Source organism: Candidatus Hadarchaeales archaeon (genome assembly GCA_038736355.1).
GTDB lineage: Archaea > Hadarchaeota > Hadarchaeia > Hadarchaeales > WYZ-LMO6 > WYZ-LMO6.
The window spans coordinates 161,930-182,627 of record JAVYML010000003.1 but is presented as its reverse complement, the minus strand read 5'-3'; the positions used below and the strand labels follow the sequence as shown (position 1 = coordinate 182,627).

General features: G+C 51.6%; 19 protein-coding genes and 2 tRNA genes. 13 read left to right on the top strand and 8 right to left on the bottom strand.

What is annotated here, in order from left to right; all coding sequences use genetic code 11:
* Window positions 1–35: 35 nt before the first annotated feature.
* From QXG22_05765 to QXG22_05750, 4 genes are all read right to left on the bottom strand, one after another.
* A complete protein-coding gene (locus tag QXG22_05765; GenBank protein ID MEM0359489.1) occupies window positions 36–908 on the bottom strand; it encodes a branched-chain amino acid ABC transporter permease in 873 nt (290 codons plus the stop codon).
* A gap of 36 nt (window positions 909–944) precedes the next feature.
* The gene (locus QXG22_05760; protein ID MEM0359488.1) at window positions 945–2,378 is read right to left on the bottom strand and encodes an ABC transporter substrate-binding protein; all 1,434 of its coding nucleotides are present in this window, start codon (window positions 2,376–2,378) and stop codon (window positions 945–947) included.
* A gap of 1 nt (window position 2,379) precedes the next feature.
* Window positions 2,380–2,880, bottom strand: a complete 501-nt coding sequence (locus QXG22_05755; GenBank protein ID MEM0359487.1) for a hypothetical protein — start codon at window positions 2,878–2,880, stop codon at window positions 2,380–2,382.
* 113 nt (window positions 2,881–2,993) lie between these two features.
* On the bottom strand, window positions 2,994–4,856 hold the full coding sequence (locus QXG22_05750; GenBank protein ID MEM0359486.1) for a GNAT family N-acetyltransferase: 1,863 nt from the start codon (window positions 4,854–4,856) through the stop codon (window positions 2,994–2,996).
* 60 nt (window positions 4,857–4,916) lie between these two features.
* Between QXG22_05750 and QXG22_05745 the strand changes: the two genes are divergently transcribed.
* A tRNA-Val gene (locus QXG22_05745) sits at window positions 4,917–4,989 on the top strand.
* Window positions 4,990–4,993: 4 nt separating this feature from the next.
* Here the strand turns inward: QXG22_05745 and QXG22_05740 are convergent.
* The 3 genes from QXG22_05740 to QXG22_05730 are packed head-to-tail and all read right to left on the bottom strand — an operon-like array spanning window position 4,994 to window position 7,006.
* Entirely contained in the window at window positions 4,994–6,205 is a 1,212-nt protein-coding gene (locus tag QXG22_05740) for a cation:proton antiporter (GenBank protein MEM0359485.1), read from the bottom strand.
* Window positions 6,206–6,235: 30 nt separating this feature from the next.
* Window positions 6,236–6,727 carry a CBS domain-containing protein gene (locus QXG22_05735; protein ID MEM0359484.1) on the bottom strand — a complete coding sequence of 164 codons (492 nt, stop codon included), beginning with the start codon at window positions 6,725–6,727 and terminating at the stop codon, window positions 6,236–6,238.
* Window positions 6,728–6,736: 9 nt separating this feature from the next.
* Complete coding sequence (locus QXG22_05730; GenBank protein MEM0359483.1) at window positions 6,737–7,006, bottom strand: TIGR04076 family protein; 270 nt, start codon at window positions 7,004–7,006, stop codon at window positions 6,737–6,739.
* 71 nt (window positions 7,007–7,077) lie between these two features.
* Between QXG22_05730 and QXG22_05725 the strand changes: the two genes are divergently transcribed.
* From QXG22_05725 to QXG22_05705, 5 genes are all read left to right on the top strand, one after another.
* A tRNA-Cys gene (locus QXG22_05725) sits at window positions 7,078–7,149 on the top strand.
* A 96-nt stretch (window positions 7,150–7,245) separates the two neighbouring features.
* On the top strand, window positions 7,246–8,460 hold the full coding sequence (locus tag QXG22_05720) for an anion transporter (protein ID MEM0359482.1): 1,215 nt from the start codon (window positions 7,246–7,248) through the stop codon (window positions 8,458–8,460).
* A gap of 44 nt (window positions 8,461–8,504) precedes the next feature.
* A complete protein-coding gene (locus tag QXG22_05715; protein ID MEM0359481.1) occupies window positions 8,505–9,422 on the top strand; it encodes an amidohydrolase family protein in 918 nt (305 codons plus the stop codon).
* Between the two features lie 29 nt (window positions 9,423–9,451).
* Entirely contained in the window at window positions 9,452–10,273 is an 822-nt protein-coding gene (locus QXG22_05710; GenBank protein ID MEM0359480.1) for an alpha/beta hydrolase, read from the top strand.
* Window positions 10,274–10,305: 32 nt separating this feature from the next.
* The gene (locus QXG22_05705) at window positions 10,306–11,361 is read left to right on the top strand and encodes a 4Fe-4S binding protein (GenBank protein ID MEM0359479.1); all 1,056 of its coding nucleotides are present in this window, start codon (window positions 10,306–10,308) and stop codon (window positions 11,359–11,361) included.
* Window positions 11,362–11,367: 6 nt separating this feature from the next.
* On the opposite strand, the gene QXG22_05700 is transcribed toward QXG22_05705, so the two are convergent.
* Entirely contained in the window at window positions 11,368–12,402 is a 1,035-nt protein-coding gene (locus tag QXG22_05700) for a mechanosensitive ion channel family protein (protein ID MEM0359478.1), read from the bottom strand.
* A 71-nt stretch (window positions 12,403–12,473) separates the two neighbouring features.
* Between QXG22_05700 and QXG22_05695 the strand changes: the two genes are divergently transcribed.
* Genes QXG22_05695 through QXG22_05665 form a run of 7 tightly spaced genes read left to right on the top strand, consistent with a single transcriptional unit; the run spans window position 12,474 to window position 20,584 of the window.
* The gene (locus QXG22_05695; GenBank protein MEM0359477.1) at window positions 12,474–13,526 is read left to right on the top strand and encodes a Coenzyme F420 hydrogenase/dehydrogenase, beta subunit C-terminal domain; all 1,053 of its coding nucleotides are present in this window, start codon (window positions 12,474–12,476) and stop codon (window positions 13,524–13,526) included.
* A 2-nt stretch (window positions 13,527–13,528) separates the two neighbouring features.
* The gene (locus QXG22_05690; GenBank protein MEM0359476.1) at window positions 13,529–15,451 is read left to right on the top strand and encodes a thiamine pyrophosphate-dependent enzyme; all 1,923 of its coding nucleotides are present in this window, start codon (window positions 13,529–13,531) and stop codon (window positions 15,449–15,451) included.
* The gene (locus QXG22_05685) at window positions 15,448–16,044 is read left to right on the top strand and encodes an indolepyruvate oxidoreductase subunit beta (GenBank protein MEM0359475.1); all 597 of its coding nucleotides are present in this window, start codon (window positions 15,448–15,450) and stop codon (window positions 16,042–16,044) included. The genes QXG22_05690 and QXG22_05685 overlap by 4 nt, the downstream gene beginning before the upstream one ends.
* Window positions 16,041–17,513, top strand: coding sequence for an FAD-binding oxidoreductase (locus QXG22_05680; GenBank protein ID MEM0359474.1), 1,473 nt, complete (start codon window positions 16,041–16,043; stop codon window positions 17,511–17,513). Before QXG22_05685 ends, QXG22_05680 begins: the two co-directional genes overlap by 4 nt.
* Window positions 17,498–18,673: a (Fe-S)-binding protein gene (locus QXG22_05675; protein ID MEM0359473.1), complete on the top strand. Its 1,176-nt coding sequence runs from the start codon at window positions 17,498–17,500 to the stop codon at window positions 18,671–18,673. Before QXG22_05680 ends, QXG22_05675 begins: the two co-directional genes overlap by 16 nt.
* The gene (locus QXG22_05670) at window positions 18,643–19,335 is read left to right on the top strand and encodes a heterodisulfide reductase-related iron-sulfur binding cluster (protein ID MEM0359472.1); all 693 of its coding nucleotides are present in this window, start codon (window positions 18,643–18,645) and stop codon (window positions 19,333–19,335) included. Before QXG22_05675 ends, QXG22_05670 begins: the two co-directional genes overlap by 31 nt.
* Before the next feature lies 1 nt (window position 19,336).
* The gene (locus tag QXG22_05665; protein ID MEM0359471.1) at window positions 19,337–20,584 is read left to right on the top strand and encodes an LUD domain-containing protein; all 1,248 of its coding nucleotides are present in this window, start codon (window positions 19,337–19,339) and stop codon (window positions 20,582–20,584) included.
* Window positions 20,585–20,698 lie beyond the last annotated feature (114 nt).

Here is a 20,698-nt window from a genome sequence, read left to right as displayed (position 1 = left end):
TCTGAGCTTTTTGTAGACCCCTCCAAGCCCAACCCTCATAATCTTTCCTCCTCAAAAGAAATCCCAAAGAGACCCTCTGGTCTCACCAAAAGTACAATCAACATCACGATGAGGGAAGCCACTCCCCGAAGGAAAGAACCCATGGGAACGAAGTGGACCACTGCCGTCTCCGTGTACCCAAGCAAGAAGGCTGCCAGGAGGCTTCCCTTCAAGCTACCTAGTCCACCCAAGATGACCACCGCCAAAACCACTACTAAGAGCTGAAGCCACATCCAAGGACTAAGGGTTATGAGGGGTCCCACCATGGTACCGGCTAAAGCCGCTAAAGCTACCGCCATTGCCATGGTTATCATACACATCCATCCAACGTTTATTCCCACCAAGCTCGCCATTTCTCTATCTTGAGCAGTGGCTCTTATGGCGATACCAAGTTTGGTTTTGGTTAACATGAGCCATACGAGGAAAAGTGAGAATAAGGCTATTCCCAGTACCAGAAGATGCCCCTTCAGGATCCTAACACCCAGAAGCTCTAGATATCCCGCCGCAAAACTTGGGATGCTCCGAAAAGTTCCCCCAAAGATAAGAACCATAAATTGTTGAATGATGATTCCTAAAGCCACCGAAACCACCATCACAGCTAATTCGTGCTCTCTTATGGGATGAAAACAAAGCCTGTAAGCACAGCTTCCTACGAAAACTGTTAAAAGAATGGCAAGAACCACGGAAAGATAGAAATTCAACCCGTAAATTGTGGAAAAGGCATAAACCGAATAAGCTGCGAGCATGCAAAAAGCGGTGTGGGCTAGGTTTATGATCCTCGCCACGCCAAAGATTAAAGAAAAGCCCACTGCTAGGAGGGCGAAAACCCCCCCAGTTGCCGCTCCATTGATAAGGATTTCTTGTATCATACTTCAAAGAATTCCTGTTTCTCCCTTTAACCTTGTCTATCTCCTATGGTATTCTATTACCCTGGGAGGTAACCTATATTTCTCAGTGCCCTTGTAAGTTCCAAAGGCCGGTAGATTGGGTAATGGCCCAGCGGTGTCTTGGTAGGGATGAACTCCCACCAGCCTCCCATCCCTCCATTGGGCACCCAAACCCGTCACCAGACCTGGGCCCCATACCACGTCATGCTTGTTATCGAAGATGAGCTTGCCCGCCGTACCCACCCCATCCGGGAAGTTGCGGAAGGTCTGCATGATGTTTCTTCTTCCAGTTTGCTCGAGTTCTGCCACTACATTATCTGCATTCTTCGTCCCGAGCCTGTTGACGGTTTCTGCTATCAAAAAGATAGCATCGTATGTTCCTGCCTCATAGGTTGGGTAGTCACCCCACCTTTCTATGTAGGAATTCACCCAAGGAACTGTTAGATTCTCCACAATTTCCACTCCTGGCACATAGGTGGTCATGGTCACTTCATATGCACAATATCCTTTCGTTTCTTCCCAATAACTTCTTTTCTGAGCCTCCACGTTTATTCCCACTGCGGCAGCAGGAATCTGTAATTCTCCCCACTGCCTACCAAAGGTGACCCCCACTGGACCGGAGAAGACGGTGAAGATCACATGGGCACCAGCGTTTTTGATTGCGGTAAGTTCCGAAGTCAAATCAGTGGCTACGTGGGAAGGTCTCCAAGCTCCCACCATCTCCACTCCTAAATAGACCTCCAATAAGCTCTTGTTTTCATAGGGCGTTCCTTTGAAGGCCGGATAGGGGTTGATGGCGAGATCCACGATTCTGTCCGCCCACGCCAACTTTTCCGCCAACACTGCAACTTTTGGTTTCGCTACCCCTAGGTTTTCCCTGACTTCATCCACTACCATTTTCAACAATTTGGTGCTCACGTAGAAGAGATAGGTGGAGTTAATGGGGGTAACCCTGAAAATGTACTTGTACCTATCATAATTCTTTGGCACGGTCTCCGAACAAAGTTCCGTGGTGGCGGCACCGCAAATGAGCCAAATCTTCTTGTAGTCCATGGCGGTTTCAAGCATCCCCCAAACGGATTCCGTCCTGAAACCTCCTACACAGAAATCCACTTTGTTGACAGTAATGGCCCTCTCCACCGCCGCCCTTGCATCGGCAGCACTAAGGATCTCATTTGTATCCACCTTAACCAGTTCAATGGGTACTTTTTTGTCTCCCAACTGGACCCCACCCGCTGAATTGATCACTTCAGCTGCCATGACGGCCCCACGCCACATATGGATCCCCTGGGAGAACTCCATGGGGCCAAAAATACCTATTTTTATTCTCTCCTCTGGCACTGGACCACTCCAACCAGGAACAAACGGGCGAGCAGGTCTAGTGGCTACGTATATCCCCGCTCCTATCAAGGCAATGGCAATGACTATGACAACTGGAAGCTTCCAGTCCATCTCATCCCCCCTTTCCTTTGTGGAGACACCATGGAGTGGCTAAGGCTATCAAAATTATCCCAGCCATTATGAAATAAGAACCTATTTCTGGGACTATATCAAAGACAGGGACGGGAAGATTGGCAAAAGGCATTCTCCCTTCGCCGAATCCGTATCCCGTACTCAGTCCTGCCTTCACGCTCTTCAATCCAATATCTTCACCTGCTTGCATGAGTGCTATGGAGAAACTTATGGCGGAAAAGATCAGGGAAAGAACTAAAAGCAACCTGCTAACATTACCAATCACAGGTTTCCAAAAGATGAGTGCTGCAGCTATCAATGCCAAGATTCCAGCCAGAACACATAGGTAAATAATAGAATAGTCTTCAGCCCATACCATCTCGTCTTTCGTCTCCAGGGCCCCTATTTCACAAGTGGTAGTGAAGGAAAGTAGGAAAGGACCTATTAACAACAGGATACCACCCAAGATGGCGAGAATCCCCATTCCCCATTTAGTATCCATTCAAGAGTTTTTTATACCCATTGTATAAAAAGGTTGCGACTTAAGAAGATTCTCGACTTCTCAAAGAGAGCCGAAAATGTACTACGTTTCACTCCTTTGCCTCGAAGAGGCTTTTAAGATCTTCTGAACCTCATCTTAAGTTCTACCATTCCCTCTGCCACTCTCTTTTCAACGGAAAAATTCATGCTATCGAAAAGACGTAACATGGGGCGATTGGTGGCTAAGACTTGGGCGGTGAAACCAAAAATACCGCGTCTCTTGGCTATGTACGTCAGTTGCTTTAGAAGTTCTCTCCCTATTCCCTGATTTTGGTACTGATCTTTAACGGCGAATGCCACTTCCGCGAAGTTGGTGGCTTCGTCAAGAACGTATTGGGCCATTCCTACCACCTCCTCCTTTTCCCCCCTCTTCAGAATGGCCAAGAGGACCATTTGCTTCTTGTAATCCACGGCCACGAACTTCTGCAAGAGATCATGGGGCATATCCTTCCTTAGGGAAACGAACCTGCGATAAAGACTTTCATCTGAGAGGGAGTAAAAGAATTCCTTCAAGAGAGGTTCGTCGCTGAGCTTTATAGGTCTCAAGAAAATCTCAAGACCTGTCTTAGTTTTCTTGAAGGTCTCAAGATCCTCAGGATACTCCCCTGAAACATATAGCTGGTCCTTGAAAATAAGACCCAACCTCCTTGCCTCTTCTATGAGCCAAGGTCGGAAATGAGGATGTGCCAAACGAATGAGTTCCATGGCTCTTTCCCTTATGCTTTTCCCATGCAAGTAAGCCACACCATATTCTGTGACCACGTAGTGCACATCCCCCCTGTTGAGGGTCACTCCAGCCCCTTCTTTTAGGCGTGGGACTATACGTGAGACCGTTCCCTTCTCTGCGGTGGATTGAAGGACTAAAATGGGCTTGCCGTGTCTGGCCAGTGCTGCACCCCTCATGAAGTCCGCCTGTCCACCCAGTCCACTGTAGAAAAAGCCACCTATGGACTCTGCCGTGGCCTGCCCGGTGAGGTCTATCTCCAAGGCACTGTTTATGGCCACCATATGGTGCTGCCTTGCTATAACTATGGGATCGTTGGTGTAGTCTACCGTCCTGAATTCTACCATCGGATTGTCGTTCAAAAACTCATAGGTACTCCTTTTGCCCATGCAGAAACTCGCCACGGCTTTTCCCCTATCAACTCTCTTTTTTGAATTATCTACCACACCAGCTTTCATCAGCTCTACCATTCCATCCGTAAAAAGCTCCGAATGTATTCCCAGGTTCCTTTTGTCCATCAAGTTGGAAAGAATGGCATTGGGTATGCTTCCATATCCCACCTGAATGGTATCTCCATCCTCTACCAATCTCGCCACGTATTTTCCTATTCTCTGTGCAAGTTCATCGGGGACCTCTTCTTCATACTCCAACAGGGGTTCATCCCAGGGAACCAGAAAATCTACCTCTTCGAGGTGCAGAAAACCGTCGCCATGAATTCTCGGCATGTAACGGTTGACTTGGGCCACCACCATATCCGCGCTTTCTACTGCAGCTTTAGTGATATCCACACTAATACCCAAGCTCAAGTACCCGTGGGAATCTGGTGGAGAGGTTTGTATTAAAGCCACATCCAAGGGGACCATACCTTCTCTAAGAAGCCTGGGCACTTGTGATAGAAAGATAGGGGTATAATCGGCTTCACCTTCGTTTACCGCCTTTCGTGTGTTTGGACCCACAAAAAAAGTGTTGGCCCTAAAGTTGTCCTTGAACTTTGGTTCCGTGTAGGCGGAGACTCCCAGAGACCATACTTGAAAAATCTCAGCCCCAAAAAGGGCCTTGGGGTGGGCTTCCACCCATTTCACAAAGGAGGTAAGGAGGTGCTGGGGCTCACCACACCCAGTACCCACGAAGATTCTACTTCCACGGCGTATTCTTCTAAAAATTTCCTCTTCGGGAACAAACTTTTCCGGATATTTTCTCCTCCACTCCTCCATCCTTTTTCTCTGGATGTAATTTCGGTAAATGCTTTATGGAAGGGAAATGGTAATTTTTATGGGCCCGTGGTCTAGCGGCTATGACGGCGGTCTCACACACCGCAGATCCTGGGTTCGAATCCCAGCGGGCCCACTATTCAATCACTCGATTTCTTTAAGTGTCCCTTTCCACCCTGCTCAGAGAAGACCCATTTCAAAAGCGGTGGGGTAAGGAGAGTGGTGAAAAGAACCATCAAAACCGTAAGGGAAAAAAGGCTTCCCCCTACCACTCCTGCCCTCCTTCCTATGGCTGCTATGATGAGGGCTACTTCTGCCCTCGGTATCATCCCCACCCCTACCCTCAGGGAGTCCTTCATCCCCAATCCCCCCAACAAACCCCCCAATCCACACCCCATGATTTTACTCACCACCGAAATCACCAGGAAGAGGAGGGCCAGAAAACCCAATCCCCTCAAGGCTCCCAAATCTGTTCTTATGCCCGTGTCTACGAAAAAGAGGGGAATGAGGAAACCGTAACCAACAACAGATACCTTTTCTTTTAAAGATCCAACTGCCGTGGATCGGCTCAATACGAGTCCCATAAGAAAGGCCCCAGTAATAGCTGCCACATTCACCGTCTCCGCCAAAGCCGCTATCAAAAAAGCCAAGGCCATCCCCACGGAAAGGGTGGCTTCTTCTACCCTCCAGTGACTAACACGGTCGAGGATCTTGGGCCCTACCCTCATCCCCCCCACTAACACTAGAATAAAGAAAGCGACTATGAGGGCTAGGGATTCGAAGAACCCCAGAATCGAGATACCTCCATATACCAGACCCACGAGGAGGCTGAGGATGATGATGCCGAAGATGTCGTCTATGACTGCCGCCCCCACTATTACCATTCCAGCCCTCGTGCTGAGACGATGGAGATCGAGCAGGGACCTCACCGTGATTCCCACACTAGTGGCTACCAAAATACCGCCGGCAAAGGCTGCCTCCTTCCAAGACCAACCGTAGACAAAGGCTAAAGTAAAGCCGAAAAAAAAGGCTACTATTACTCCCAAAGTCGCCACTGTAATGGCAGGTCTCTCCACCTTCCTGAATTCGTCAAGATCTATGGAAAGACCTGCCAGAAACATGAGGGTGAGGATGCCCACCTCGGCCAAAGAATGAATTAACATCCCTTCCTGGCTTTGTGGATCCAAACACCAGCTGTTCCCCCATACCTCCTTTGCAATCCATCCCGCCACGGAAGGTCCAAGGAGGATACCCATTAACAACTCCCCAAAGACGGTGGGTTGCCTAAGCCTAAGGGCCACGGCACCTCCAACCTTGGCAGCGAGGAGACAAAGGGATAGGTACAGGAGCATCCGAGAAAATTCCACTTCCAAGCCCTACACCTACCTCACGAACTTGCAAACTTCCAAAAGATTTTTCACAGAAAGCTGCCCTACAAGTTTACTTCCCTTGACCACTGGCAGGCGACGAACCTTGTGCGCACGCATCAAGTCCAGAGCTTGCTGAAGAGTCATCTCAGGAGTGGCCGTTATGGGATTGGTGGTCATAATTTCCCTCGCACTCCTAGCCATTGTTTTTCTTGTTTCTCTCCACAGGGAGCCAACTGCCATCCCAGGAAGATGTGGATGGAGGGCTTGGAGTACATCGCTCTCTGTAATGACTCCCAAGAGTCTTTTCCTTTTGTCCACGACTAGTAAGAAGTCCTCAGTCTGGGTAAGAAGGCGATCGAAAAGTTCCTCAAGAGAAGCATCGGGTGAAACGGTAGGTGGTTTTCGATTCATTACTTCTTTCACTTTAAGGCCCTGGAGAACTCGAGAGTTGAGAATTCCACGGTTAACTCTTCCCATATTGCCCTTCTTTCTTCCCGCACCCACCTTAAAGCCTTAGAGTTTTTCCCTAATCACCCTAAAGGTCACGGTGTTATGAACGTCGGGACATTGAAGTTCCTGTACTGAGTTAATCCAATCTTCTTCTGGGGTATCCCTGTAAAGGGCTGTCAAATAGGGTAGAAAAGCTCCTATGGTATACAAGCATACATCCGCACTCTCCTTGGAAAGAATGGAGGGTTCTTGGATAACCAATCTATCACCTGGCTTATATCCAGCTGAACAGAAGCCCTTCACTTCCTTTACCTCTAGGATTACCCTATACATCGAGAAACAGGGGAAGAATAAACTAAAAAGGTTCCGAATAAGGATTTATCGGGGAAATAAAAGGAGATAGAGCCGGGGTAGCCTAGTGGTTAGGCGGTGGGCTGCAGACCCGCTTTACGCCGGTTCGATTCCGGCCCCCGGCTTCGAAAAAATAAAATGGATTTCCGACCTACAACGAGTTTTAAGCTCTGAATTTTCTTCTCCAGAGATCAAACATGGCTCTTCCGCTGGCAATATTGGTGGCCGTCTTCATACTCGTTGCGATAAGACAGATAGGAAACCTGAGATTCCAGATTTGGCAGATCATGCTATTTGGGGCTCTAGCCGTTTTGTTCACCGGGCAGATCTCACCCATAGACGCCCTCATATCCATAGATCCCGATGTCATGCTTTTTCTCTTCGGTATGTTTGTGATAGGCGGAGCTCTTGAAGAGAGCGGATATCTCTCCCACCTCTCCTATAGAATATTCTCGAAAGCTAAATCGGTAGATTCCCTCATCCTGTTAATTTTGTTTGGTGTGGGGTTCCTTTCTGCCCTCCTCATGAACGATACTCTCGCCATTATTGGAACTCCTGTAGTCCTCCTACTGGCCCGCCAGCACCACCTTTCCCCCAAACTCATGCTCCTTACCCTCGCCTTCGCTGTCACCATAGGAAGCGTAACGAGTCCTATCGGGAACCCGCAGAATCTCCTAATAGCCGTGAGGGGCGAAATACCCGGACCTTTCCTCACCTTTTCCAAATATCTCCTTCTACCCACCCTTCTAAACTTGTTTTTGGCCTATCTCCTCCTCAAATCTTTTTACAGGAAGGAATTTCATTCTTTTCCCCTTTCCCATTCAAGTGGTCGAATAAGGAACTGGAGGCTGGCTAGGACTTCCAAAACCTCCCTCTTCCTAGTAATAACAATGGTGGCAGCGAAAGTTTTTTTAGTTTCGTTTATTCCCTCTCTCGATTTCAGACTCACATACATCGCCTTGGTTCCAGCTCTCTTTATCCTCATAGTTGGTCCGAAAAGAAGGAGGGTCCTCCGAGCAGTGGATTGGCACACGCTGGTTTTCTTTGCCTCCATGTTCGTGCTTATGAAAAGCGTTTGGAACACGGGGTTTTTCCAAAACAAAATTGCAGAAACCAACCTCAACCTTCTCTCCCTTCCAGCCATCTTAACCATAAGTGTTCTCCTCAGTCAGTTTCTTTCGAATGTTCCCCTCGTTGCGCTCTACCTTCCTATGCTGAAGCATGCCGGAGCATCCTCTAAGGAACTGGTGGCCTTAGCGGCTGGGAGCACCATTGCAGGAAATCTCTCCATTCTAGGGGCGGCTAGCAATGTTATCATCATTCAAAATGCCGAAAAGAGGGGGGAGACACTTACTTTCTGGGAGTTCGTGAGGATAGGAGTACCTCTTACTCTTATCAACTTGCTCATTTATTGGATTTTCCTCTCCATTCTCTAGGTTCCAGTAGGGTTAAAGGATGGTCCGAGAAGAAGGATAGGACCATGATCATAGATGCCCATACCCATCTATGGGAAAGGGAGTGGTTATCCGAAAGTTTTTGGAAGGGACTGGCCTCCCTCATTCATCACATGATACCGAGTATGAAGTTGGAAGAGATCTGGGAAAACGTTATGCCCACCTTTTGGCATGCCCCACCGGAGGAACTGCTCGTGGAAATGGATGAAGCTGGAATAGAAAAAGCCGTTATCCTTCCCTTGGATTGGGGGCTGAGAACGGGGGAACCAAAAGTTTCCGTGGAGGAACTGAACCGCCTTTTCGCGGAAATCGCCAAAAATTATCCCGACCGCTTCATTGCCTTCGTGGGGGTGGATCCTAGAAGAAAAAATGCCGTGGAACTCCTGGAGAAGGGACTGGGAAAGTGGGAGATGAGAGGGCTCAAGCTCCATCCCACTTCTGGCTTCTTTCCCAACGATCCCATTTGCTATCCCCTCTACCGAAAATGTGAGGAATATGGAGCCCCAGTACTCATCCACACGGGAACTGAACTCCCTCCCCTATTGAGCAGGTTTGCTCGTCCCGTGTATGTGGACGATGTTGCCGCAGATTTTCCGGAATTGAAAATCATCATGGCCCACATGGGATTCGGATGGTGGGAAGAAGCTATGTTCGTGGCCATGATGAAACCCAACGTTTACATGGACACGGCAGCATGGGGAAACTATTGCGAACCTTCCGTTTACTTTTATCGGGTTCTCAGGACCATTTGTGACATGGTGGGAAGTGACAGGATTCTCTTCGGTAGTGACTGGCCCTTAACTCCCAAACCTCTCTTGAGTGAAGCCCAATGGGTGGACAAATTCAGGAATCCGCCTCCACAGGTGAAAGCCGCTGGAATAGAGTTTACTTCGGAAGAAATTGAAGCTATCTTGGGAAGAAATGCTGCCAGGGTATTGGGATAATTTTTTATTTCCTAGGAGGAAAAGAGAATGTGCCTAGGATAAAGGTTGGCGATATCCACATGTATTATGACATCAGAGGAGAGGGTTTTCCTCTTGTACTCATTATGGGTTTTATGGGAAATGCCGATTGTTGGGATCCGGTTTACTTCATACCCAGGTTATCCGAGCACTTCAAAGTGATTACATTTGACAATAGAGGTGCAGGTAGAACCGATCTCTCGGATAAAGAGGAGTACACCATTCAGATGATGGCGGATGATACGGCTGGTCTCATGGATGCCCTGGGTATAGAAAAGGCCCACGTCTTGGGGATTTCCATGGGAGGGATGATCGCACAGGAGCTTGCTATCAACCATCCAAAAAAAGTGGAGAAATTGGTACTAGCATCCACCTTTTGCGGTGGATCCAAAGCGGTACCCATTCCTGGGGAGGCTGCTCAAATGGTCACCCAAATTATGGAGCTTCTCTCACAGAAAGGGAAATGGGACAGAGAAGTGGCCTCCAAGCTCCTACCTTTCATCTTTACGGAAGAATTCATGAGGGAAAATCCTGGGATCGTGGAAGTGGCTATTGATCTCATCTTGGTAGCTCCCACTCCCCCAGAAGGTATCGTGAGGCAGGTAGGCGCCATCCTTAGCTTCGACGCTTGCGACCGTCTCCCCCAGATAAAAGTTCCTACCCTCATCTTGGCGGGAAGAAAGGACAAATACATTCCGCCGGAAAATGCGGAAATTATGGCAAAACGCATTCCCAACTCCAAGCTGGTCTACTTCGAACATTCCGCCCACGAGCTTCAGGAAGAGATAGAAAAGGTAACTGATACGGTGTTGAAGTTCCTTCTCTCCTCTTAATCCTTTTATAGTGACCGACGAAGGAAAAAAGAATGGAGGATCCTTTCCTGTACCTGATGGAGAGTTTGGGTTTTCCTGAGTCCTCCCTTCTCCGACAAATCTTGGAATACCTAATGACCCCAGAACAGGCAAAGGTGGCCGCCTCCCTTCCGGGAAGTGTTCAGGAAGTATCACAAAAATTAGGAATGCCCGAAGAAAAGGTTAGGGAAATCCTCGAAGACTTGTGGAAGAAAGGTCTTGTTTTTCCGAAGGATTTCGACAGAAGGGATTTCTTCAGGTTTGCGAGGGATCTGGTACAACTTCACGATGCTACCCTAGCTACCCAACAGTTAGACCTCGAAAAGGACAAAAAATATTTCCAGCTCTGGTATGACTTCGGAAGGAAGGAATTTTACAAGGGGATGGGTGAGCTCCTCGGTTCCATCTTCTTGGAACCCATCTGGAGGGTCATACCGGCCAGCGGTGCCATCAAAGGGATGGAGGGAGTGCTACCATGTGAGGATATTGTGCAAATCGTCAATTCCCAAACCCACCTCGCGGTGGTACCTTGCTCCTGTAGGCTTGTGAAGGAAGGAGTGGGAGAACCCTGCAAATATACCAAAGAAAAGGAAGTCTGGCACTGCACCCAATTTCATAGGGGGGCGGAGTACGTGGTGAAGAGAGGATCGGGTAAGTCCCTGAACAAGGAGGAGGCCCTGAAGGTTTTGGAGAAGGCGGAAAGGGATGGGCTGGTGCACATGGGGCCCAACCACTCCAAGCTCACCATCAACACCATCTGCAACTGCTGTCCGGACTGCTGCGAGTTCTTCAACTTCTACAGGTACGGCGGGATCCCTCCCGAGAAGCTCACCGCCAAGAGCAGGTTCGAGGCCTACGTGGACCAAGAGAGGTGCACCGGCTGCCAGACCTGTCTGGAGAGGTGCCCCTTCGAGGCGGTGGAACTGGTGAGGCCGGAGGGGAGCAAAAAGTACAAGGCCAGGGTGATCCCCGAGAAATGCTTCGGCTGCGGGGTTTGCGTGGTGGGGTGCGAGAAAGGGGCGATGAAGTTCAGGCTGGTCAGACCTCCCGAGCACATCCCACCGGGTTGATTTGGACTAATCCTCCTTCCTACCGTTCCGCAGATAGACCGTCCTTATGGGGAAGGGTATCACTATTCCCTCCTCTCTGTACCTTTTGTGCAGCTCCTTGATGAACTGGTGGGTGAGCAGATACTTATCGGTGAACTCCCTTACCCTCATGACGACCGTGAAGTTAACGCTGAATTCCCCAAAGGAGGTATAGCGGATGAAGGGCTCGAAACCCTGGAACTCCATGCCCAGTTTCTTCATGGTATTTTTGGCTACCTCTATGGTGACCCTTTCTACCTTCTCCAGGTCGCTGTCATAACTCACCCCCACGTTCACCAGGCAGGCCATCTCCGGCTCGGGGAGAGAATAGTTTTTCACCACCATCCCTGCCAGCTTGGAGTTAGGGACCACGATGATGTTGTTGGGGAGTTCCCTTATCTTGGTACTCCTCCATCCCACATCCACCACGTATCCTTGCTGCCCTCCTTCCAATTCCACGAAATCTCCAACCCTGATGGGTCTTTCGGACATTAGGTAAAGCCCGGCAAAGAACTGTGAGAGGGTTTCTTGAAGGGCAAAGGCTACGGCCACCCCCGCTATACCGAGACCGGCCACCAGGGCTGTGATGTTGACACCCAGGATATGGAGGATGAGGAGGAAAGCCACGAAATAGACGAGGGCCTTCAGGATCCTGGAAAAGATGGGTATGAGACTCCTCGTCTCGGTATGGGGGGCCCAATAATGTTCCAAAAGGATTCTCCCTACCCTCACTATGATTACAGCACCGAGGAGGATCAGGAGAAGGGAGAAGAGGAGAGGAAGATATTCCTTTACTGCGGAGGGTATAAAGGGGACTTCAGGAAGGGCAAAGTTGAGGCCCACTACCACAAAAACTATCAGGAGGGGGATTCCGAGGACGGCTGGAAGTACCTCGATCAACCTGGTTTTGGCCATGAGCCTGCGCAGGTAAGAGTTCAGAAACTTTCTGAACAGCAATCCCCCTAGCATGAAAGACCCAAAGATGAGCAGAACCCTCAGCCACCACCATTCGAGGGGGCCCATCCCCTCTCTTTGGTTTTCGTGCTTAAACCCCTTTGAGAAGTGGTTAAATTTTTGGAGAACTCAGAAAAGGGATGGGTGGACCTTCGGAACTCCATTCCAAAGTCCTTTCTTCTGGTCTCTGTACGGGCTGTGGGGCTTGTACTTCCATTTGTCCTTACTTGAACGCTGTGGAGGGAAGGGCTGTGATTCTAGAATTTTGTGGCAAAGAGGAAGGAAGATGTTATACCTTCTGCCCCAGAACAGAAGTGGATTTGCAGTATCTTAGAGAGAGGATTTTTGAGACCGGGGAAGGGGATCCCTCCTTGGGTTTCTATTCCTCCGTTTTAAAAGCCAGGGCAGGGAGGGAAGGAATAAGGAAGAGGGCCCAATACGGTGGAACCGTTTCCTCCCTCCTTCTCTACGCCCTCAAGAAAGGAAAAGTGGATTCCATCATCCTCACGGGCTCACCCGATGGGATCTATCCCGAACCAAGGATAGCCAAAACGGAGGAGGAAGTATTGTCCTGCACCGGATCGAGGTATCTCCTTTCCCCATCGGTAGGTGAGGTGGTGAGGTTATTGAGGAAAGGGGAAGGAGGGAGAATCGCCTTTGTAGGGACACCCTGCCAGGTGCTGGCTCTTAGAAAACTTCAAGTCTATGAGAGGGAATGGGAAGTATCGAGGATCAAACTCGTGATAGGACTTTTCTGTACCTGGGCCCTCTCCCACAAAGCCGGTGAATTCCTCATGGCAAAGCTGAGGGGAAGGAAGGTAAGGAAGTTCGATATTCCTCCCCCTCCTGCCAACCTCTTCGTAGCGGAAACGGAGAATGGAAGGATAGAATTTCCGCTGGAGGAAATAAGGAGCTTCATTCCACCCTCATGCAGGATTTGCTTCGACATGACAGCGGAACTTGCCGATCTCTCGGTGGGAATGGTGGAGGGGGAGGAAGGGTGGAACACCGTGATCCTCAGGAGTGCTGGGGGGATAGAATTCTTCGAGGAAGCGAGAAGGGAAGGAGAGGTGGAAACGGCACCTCTTGAGGGGGAGAGATTGGAGCATCTGAAAGAGGCAAGTCTTACCAAGAGGAAGAGGAGTGCGGAGGAAAGGGAGAAACTGGGAGCTTCCTATCTGAGGGGAGGGTGACGATGGGGAGAATAGGGGTGGATCAACCCGGAAGGAGGATGTTACTCAGTGGTAACGAAGCCATAGCAAGGGGAGCACTCGAAGCTGGAGTACAGGTATGCTCCGGCTATCCGGGTAATCCGGCTTCAGAAGTGGTGGAAGCCCTGCTGGAGGTCTCGAGGGATTTCGATCTCTATGTGGAATGGTCCACGAACGAGATGGTGGCCCTCGAAGTGGCCGGGGCAGCTGCCGCCACGGGGCTCCGTTCCCTCACGGCCATGAAGAACCTTGGAGTCGATGTATGTTCTGATTTCCTCATGACGGTGAACCTCTCGGGAACAAAGGGTGGCTTCGTGCTCGTAACCGGGGATGATCCAGCCGCTCATTCCACCACCACCGAACTCGACACTAGGAACTACGCCAGAATGGCCGATGTTCCCCTTCTCGAACCCTCCACCCCCCAAGAGGCCAAGGAAATGACCAAATGGGCCTTCGAACTTTCGGAAGAGCTGGGATTGATCTGCATGGTGAGGAGCGTTACCAGGCTTTCCCATTCTAGGGGGGTGGTGGAACTGGGAGTCCTCTCCAGGGAAAGAAGAAAACCGGAATTCACAGCACCCCCTCCTTGGACTTCGGGAAGCTCCACCTTCGCTTGCATGTTCCACGATATGCTCCACCAAAAAATGAAAACGGCAAGTGAAAAGTTCGAGACCTCTCCCTTCAACAAATATGAGGGACCAGAACACCCCAACCTTCTCCTCATCACCTCCGGACCCTCCTACACCTACTCCGCGGAGGCGGTGGAGCTACTTGGTCTACAGGACTCGGTGGGGATCCTGAAACTGGGTACCACTTGGCCCCTACCCGAGGAACTCCTCTTCAAACATCTCCGCCTTGCTCAGGAGGTACTCTTCGTGGAGGAGATAGATCCCTTTCTGGAGCAAAACGTGAAAATGCTGGCGGCGGAGTTTGCCTCGAGGGGGCTGAAACCCCCCAAGTTCTACGGAAAGAAAAGTGGGCACCTTCCCGCCGTGGGGGAGCTCAACACGGAGCTGGTCCTGAGAGCCCTGAGTGGGCTAACGGGTGTGAGCTATTCTCCCCGACCAAGCGAATACGCGAGCAGGGCGGAGGAACTGGTGGGTGGTTATGTGCCAGGGCGCTCCATGGCCTTTTGTCCCGGCTGTCCCCACCGCGCTTCCTTCTGGGTGATGAAGAGGGCCCTCAAATGGGAGGGGAGGGAAGCCGTGGTGACGGGGGACATAGGATGTTATAGCATGGGGCTCCTTCCCACGGGTTTCTCGGTAGAACAAACCCTCCACTGTATGGGGGCCGGAATAGGAACGGCTTGCGGCTTTGGAAAGCTGGAGAGATTCGGTTTCGACAAACCCGTGGTTTCCGTTTCTGGGGATTCCACCTTTTACCACGCTTGCATTCCAGCCCTCATCAATGCCAAATGGAACTCTTCCAATCTCCTGCACGTAGTACTTGACAATTCCACCACGGGAATGACGGGGCACCAACCCCACCCGGGCTCTGGGATAACGGCTTCCGGAGAACCTTCCCCTCCCATCAGGGTGGAAGAACTATGCAAGGGCATAGGGGTGGAAGTGAAGGTATGCGATCCCTTCGAGGTGGACGAAGCCACCAAAACTTTCTACGAGATGCTCAAGGAAAGGGGACCAAGGGTTCTGGTGTTTAGACACCCCTGCCCCCTCACCGAGAGTGAGAAGAAGAAAAGGAAGCCTAGGGTCTACGTGGACCAAGAAAAGTGTATAGGGGAAGAATGTGGTTGTATGGCCTTTTGCAGCAGGGTATTGGGTTGTCCCGCCAATATCTGGGACTACTCCAAGGGGAAAGCCAAAATAGACGAAGTCCTCTGCACGGGTTGTGGCCTTTGTGCAAAGCTCTGCCCTGCCGGAGCCATCGTAGTGGAGGAAGAAAAATGAAGGACCCTTTAAACGTTTTGGTGGTGGGAGTGGGAGGACAGGGGAACCTGTTGGCCTCCCTCCTGATAGGCTCCGCCGCCACGGAAGAAGGCTTTTACGTTTCCGTGGGGGAAACCTACGGCGCCACCCAAAGGGGAGGACCGGTGATGAGTCATCTGAGACTCTCCAAAAGGAGAGCCTACAGTCCCCTCATGCCCGAGGGGGTAGGAGATATACTGTTGGGCTTCGAGCCCGTGGAAACCCTGAGGGCCTTGGGAACTTACGGCAATCCGAACATAAAAGTGATGGTAAACCCCAGGCCCGTCTACCCGCTTGAGGTGCTTTCTGGTCAAACCAAGTATCCAGAGGTGGGGAAGGTCTTGGAAGCCATAAGGGAACTCTCTGGGGAAGTCGTGGTTGTGGAAGCCACCGAACTGGCCAAAAGGGCTGGGGATGCGAGAATGCAAAACGTGGTGATGGTAGGATGCCTGGCGACCTCCGGATGGCTTCCCCTCCGGCCGGAGAGTTTCAGGAAAGTGGTGGTAGAGCTTTTCGGGGAGAACAGCCCTAACCTGAGGGCTCTGGAATTGGGGATGGCAGAGGGGAAGAAATGACCCCTAGGCTAGGGAAAGGGGAACTGGAAAGGGAACTGGCGAGGATGGTGGGAAAGGAAAATGTTTTTACGGACGAGGTGGATCTCCTTCCCTACTCCGCCGATCATTTCCTGAGGGGTTTACAGTACTATTTTCCCCACTTCAAGTTCCTCCCCGATGCCGTGGTTACACCCTCAGAGACCTCCCAAGTTTCCAGGATCCTCAGGTTCGCCTCCCTCCATCGGATTCCCATCATCCCTAGGGGAGCAGGGACCAGTCTAGCAGGACAGCTCATTCCGGTGGAAGGGGGCATCGTGCTTGACCTGAAGAAAATGAACAGAATAGAACCCAGGGTGGAAGACCGCATGGTGGTGACGGGGCCAGGGACCACATATGCAGAACTCAACAGGGAGCTGGAACGCAGGGGGTACTTCTTCCCCCCTGAGCCTGGGAGTGCGATGGCCTGTACCGTGGGAGGAATGGTAGCCACCAACGCCAGCGGTTCGGGGGCCGTGAAGTACGGCGCCACTAGGAACTACGTCCTCTCCTTGGAGGTGGTACTGGCAAGCGGGGAAGTGGTGAGACTGGGCAGGAAGGTAGCCAAGTCTTCTTCGGGTTATTCCCTGAAGGATCTCTTCGTGGGATCCGAGGGAACCTTGGGCGTCATCACGGAAATTACCTTGAAGGTTGAACCCTATCCACCCATCCGCAAAACTACGCTGGCCCTCTTTCCCACGCTTGACAATGCCTTCGAGGCCGCCATGGAAATCCTGCGGAAGGGGATAACCCCCGCCTCCATAGAATTGCTGGACGAGCTCTGCCTTCTCGCCCTCAACATGAGCGGTTTTTCCCTTCCCGAGGGAAAGGGTGCCCTGATGCTGCGCTCGGATGGAAGGTACCAGGAGACGGTAGAAAAGGAGATGGAGGAAATGGAGGGGATTTGTAAGGGGAAGGGCGCAGAACTCTTGGAAGTGGAGGAGGCAGTGGGAAGAAGGTTGTGGGAAGCCAGGGAAAAAATCAGTGCCTCCCTCACCAAACTCCTCCCCCCACCGGAAACCCCAAGGTTGGTTTTCCAAGCTTCCGTGGATGTGGGTTTACCCCTTTCCAGAATGCTGGAATACGTGAGGAAAGTAAAGGCACTCATGGAGGAAAAAGGCATCATGGGAGTATGTTTTGGTCATGTTGGAGACGGAAATGTACATATAGGTTCCACTTTCGTACCGGAGTCTCCCGAACAGGTGGAAAGGGCGAGGAGGTTTCAAGAAGAAGCCATAAGGCTCGCCCTTTCGATGGGTGGAACACTCACCGCTGAACACGGAGTGGGATTGTGGAAAGCCCCCTACCTGGAAGAGGAACACGGATATGCCCTGGAGCTCATGCGCTCCCTCAAGAAGCTCCTGGATCCCCAAGGCATTCTGAATCCCGGTAAGATGGCCTTGGAGGGCATTCCAAGGATAGCCTTCATGGAAAGTTGGTGGAGGGAAGGATGAGGCTGGAAGAGTTTTCCACGAAGATCAATGCCTGCATGAGCTCGAGCACGGCCTGCGGTCTTTGCCGCAACCAATGTCCCTCCTTGGAGTTTTGGGGAAGGGAGGCGAGAACCCCCAGGGGGAGGATGGCCCTTTGTGCCCACTTGCTCCGAGGTAATCTTTTTCCCTCCCCTTCGTTGATGGAAACCATGTTTTCCTGTATCCTCTGCGGGAACTGTGATGCCATCTGTCCGGTGGGAGCGGGTCCATCGAGGGTAATAGAAGCCGCTAGGGAAAGACTGGTGGAAAGGGGATTTCTCCCCTCCAAACATGAGGAAAGGGGCAGCCACGTGGGTAGGGAGCACAATCCCTATCTGGAATCCCATGCCAAAAGGTTCTCCTGGCTACCGGGATTGAACCTTCCAGAAAGGGCCCCCCTGGTCTACTTCGTGGGTTGCACCTCTTCCTACCGGGAGAAGGAACTGGCTAGGAAAGTGGTGGAATTGTTAGGGAAAATGGGCCTGAACTTCACCTTGCTGAAAGACGAATGGTGCTGCGGTTCCTTCCTCCTCAGGACGGGACAGGGGAGGATCGATGGAAGGAAGGTAGAGGAGATGGCCAGGCACAACTTGGAGGAAGTGAGGAAAAGGGGTGCGAAAGAGATAGTGGTAAACTGTCCGGGATGTTATAGGGCTTGGAAAAGCGACTATCCTGAACTTGGGATACAACCGGAGGTGGAGGTTCTGCATTTGGTACAACTCCTCGAGAGAGAGAAAAACAGGTTGAAGGTGAGGGAGGAAGAAGTGAGGGTGACCTACCACGATCCCTGCCATTTGGGAAGGCACATGGGAATCTACGAGGAACCTCGAAGGGTGCTCTCCTCCCTTCCAGGAGTGGAACTGGTGGAGATGCCTAGGAACAGGGAAAATTCCTGGTGCTGTGGTTCGGGTGGGGGTTTCAGGGCGGGATATCCCGAGGCCTCCAAGTGGGTGGCGAGGAAGAGGTTGGAAGAAGCCAGGGAAACTGGGGCTCAATTCCTGCTCACCGCCTGCCCCTTCTGCTTGAGGCAGTTGAAAGAAGTGGCGGAAACCTTACGTTATGACATGAAGGTGATGGATCTCACCGAGTTTCTCTTGGAGAGGTGGGGAGGGTGGAGTTCTGGTTCTTCAGGGGATGCATGAGTACCTTCAGGGAGAGAGAAATAACGGAAGCTACCCTGGAAATCCTCGAAAGGCTGGAAGTGGTTTTCCACCTCTTCGAACGTGAAACCTGTTGCGGTTCCGTGCTCTTCCGAACGGGATTGAGGGAGGAAGCGGAGAGGGTGAGGAGGAAAAACGAAGAAGAGTTCTCCAAGCTAGGGGTAAGGAGACTCCTAACGGCTTGTCCGGGCTGTTACTCAACCTTTCGCGAATATTCCCTCTCTGGAGTGGAGGTTCTCCACCTCGTCCACCTACTGCACCACATGCTACGGGAGAGGAAACTGAGACTGAAGGAGAAAAGGATGAGGGTGACCTACCACGATCCCTGCCATCTGGGAAGGCACATGGGAATCTACGAGGAACCTAGGGAAATCCTGAGGAGTATTCCCGGACTGGAACTCGTGGAGATGCCTCTTTCCCGCGAGTTCTCCAGATGCTGTGGGGCTGGAGGGGGGGTGAGATCGGCCTTCAAAGAGCTTTCCTCCGCCGTTTCGAGAAGCAGGATAGGGGATGCCCTGGATTCAGGTGCCCAAATCTTAGTAACCTCCTGTCCCTTCTGTTACCACCATCTCAAGGAAGCTGCTGAAGGAAAGGTGGAGGTGAAGGACCTCTCCTTGCTGGTGAGGGATCTGATGGAGGGATGAGATGGGCCTTTACGAGGAAACCAGGGAAAGGCTGGAAAGGGGGATGAAGGACGGAAGGACGGAAACCCTGAAGGTGATTGCCTCGGTGGTCCTCTCCAGGCTGAGGGCGGATGAGGGGAAGCTCAGGAGGATGAAGGAAAGGTATAGGAAAATCAAGGAAGGGGCGGTGGGTAGGCTGGAAGAACTGGTGGGCCTGGCGAAGGACTCCCTGAGGGCGGTGGGGTGTGAGGTGTTCGAGGCCAGAAAAGGGGAGGAGGCGGTGGAGTACCTACTGAAACAGATAGGGGAGGAAAGGATGGTGGTGAAGTCTAAGTCCAACACCCTGAAGGAGCTGGAGCTGGTGGAGAAACTGGAGAGAAGGGGAGTGGAGGTGGTGGAGACCGACCTGGGGGACAGGATCATCCAGCTGGCTGGAGAGGAGCCGCTACATCCCGTTGGCCCCGCCGTCCATCTCACGCTGGAAGAAGTGGCGAGGGCCCTCTCCAGGGAAGTGGGGAGGGAACTGCCCGCAGACGTGGAGGAAATCATCAAAGCTTCCAGGGAGAGGCTCAGGGAGAGGATCCTGGGGGCGAGGGTAGGGCTTACCGGGGCTAACGCCATTGCGGCTGAAGAAGGGGCAGTGGGGCTCGTGGAGAACGAGGGGAATATCAGCCTCATCACTAGGTTACCGGAAAAACATCTTGCGGTGGCAGGAATAGAGAAGATCGTGCCCACGATGGAGGAAGCTGTTACGGTGATGAAGACCTGTGAAACCTTCCTGACGGTAGTGGGAGCCTATCACTCCTTCATCAAGGGACCCTCCAGGACGGCTGACGTTATGGGGATAGAGCAACTGGGAATGCATGGAGCTAAGGAAGTACATGTGGTCCTGTTGGATGGATGGAGGAGAGAAGCCGTGAGGATGGGGCTGGAGGAGGTCCTCTATTGCTGTAATTGTGGGGCTTGCCTCTCGGTTTGTCCCGTCCTGCTGGAAACGGCCCACGCCTTCTCTTCCAAGGTAGGGGCGGGACCCATTGGAGTGGTGAGGACCTGGTTTGTGCTGGGGCCGGAAGAAGCGATAAGGGCCGGCCTCTTCGCCTGTACGGGTTGTGGGGCTTGCAGGGAGATCTGCCCGGGCTCCATCGATTTTCCCAAGATCATCGAGAGGCTAAGGGGGAAAACCTGTGCGAGAGGTCTCGTGCTACCTCCCCACACTTCAATAGCGGAGAACATACGGAGCACTGGAAATCCGTTTGGTGAGAAGGAATAGGGGATATAAACCTAACTTCTGGAGGTATTTCTTTTGCCCGATCTAGGGCCACGAACCGTGGGAAGGTCACTCCAAAGTAAGAGCATAAAAATTCCTGAAAGCGTGCCACGCAAC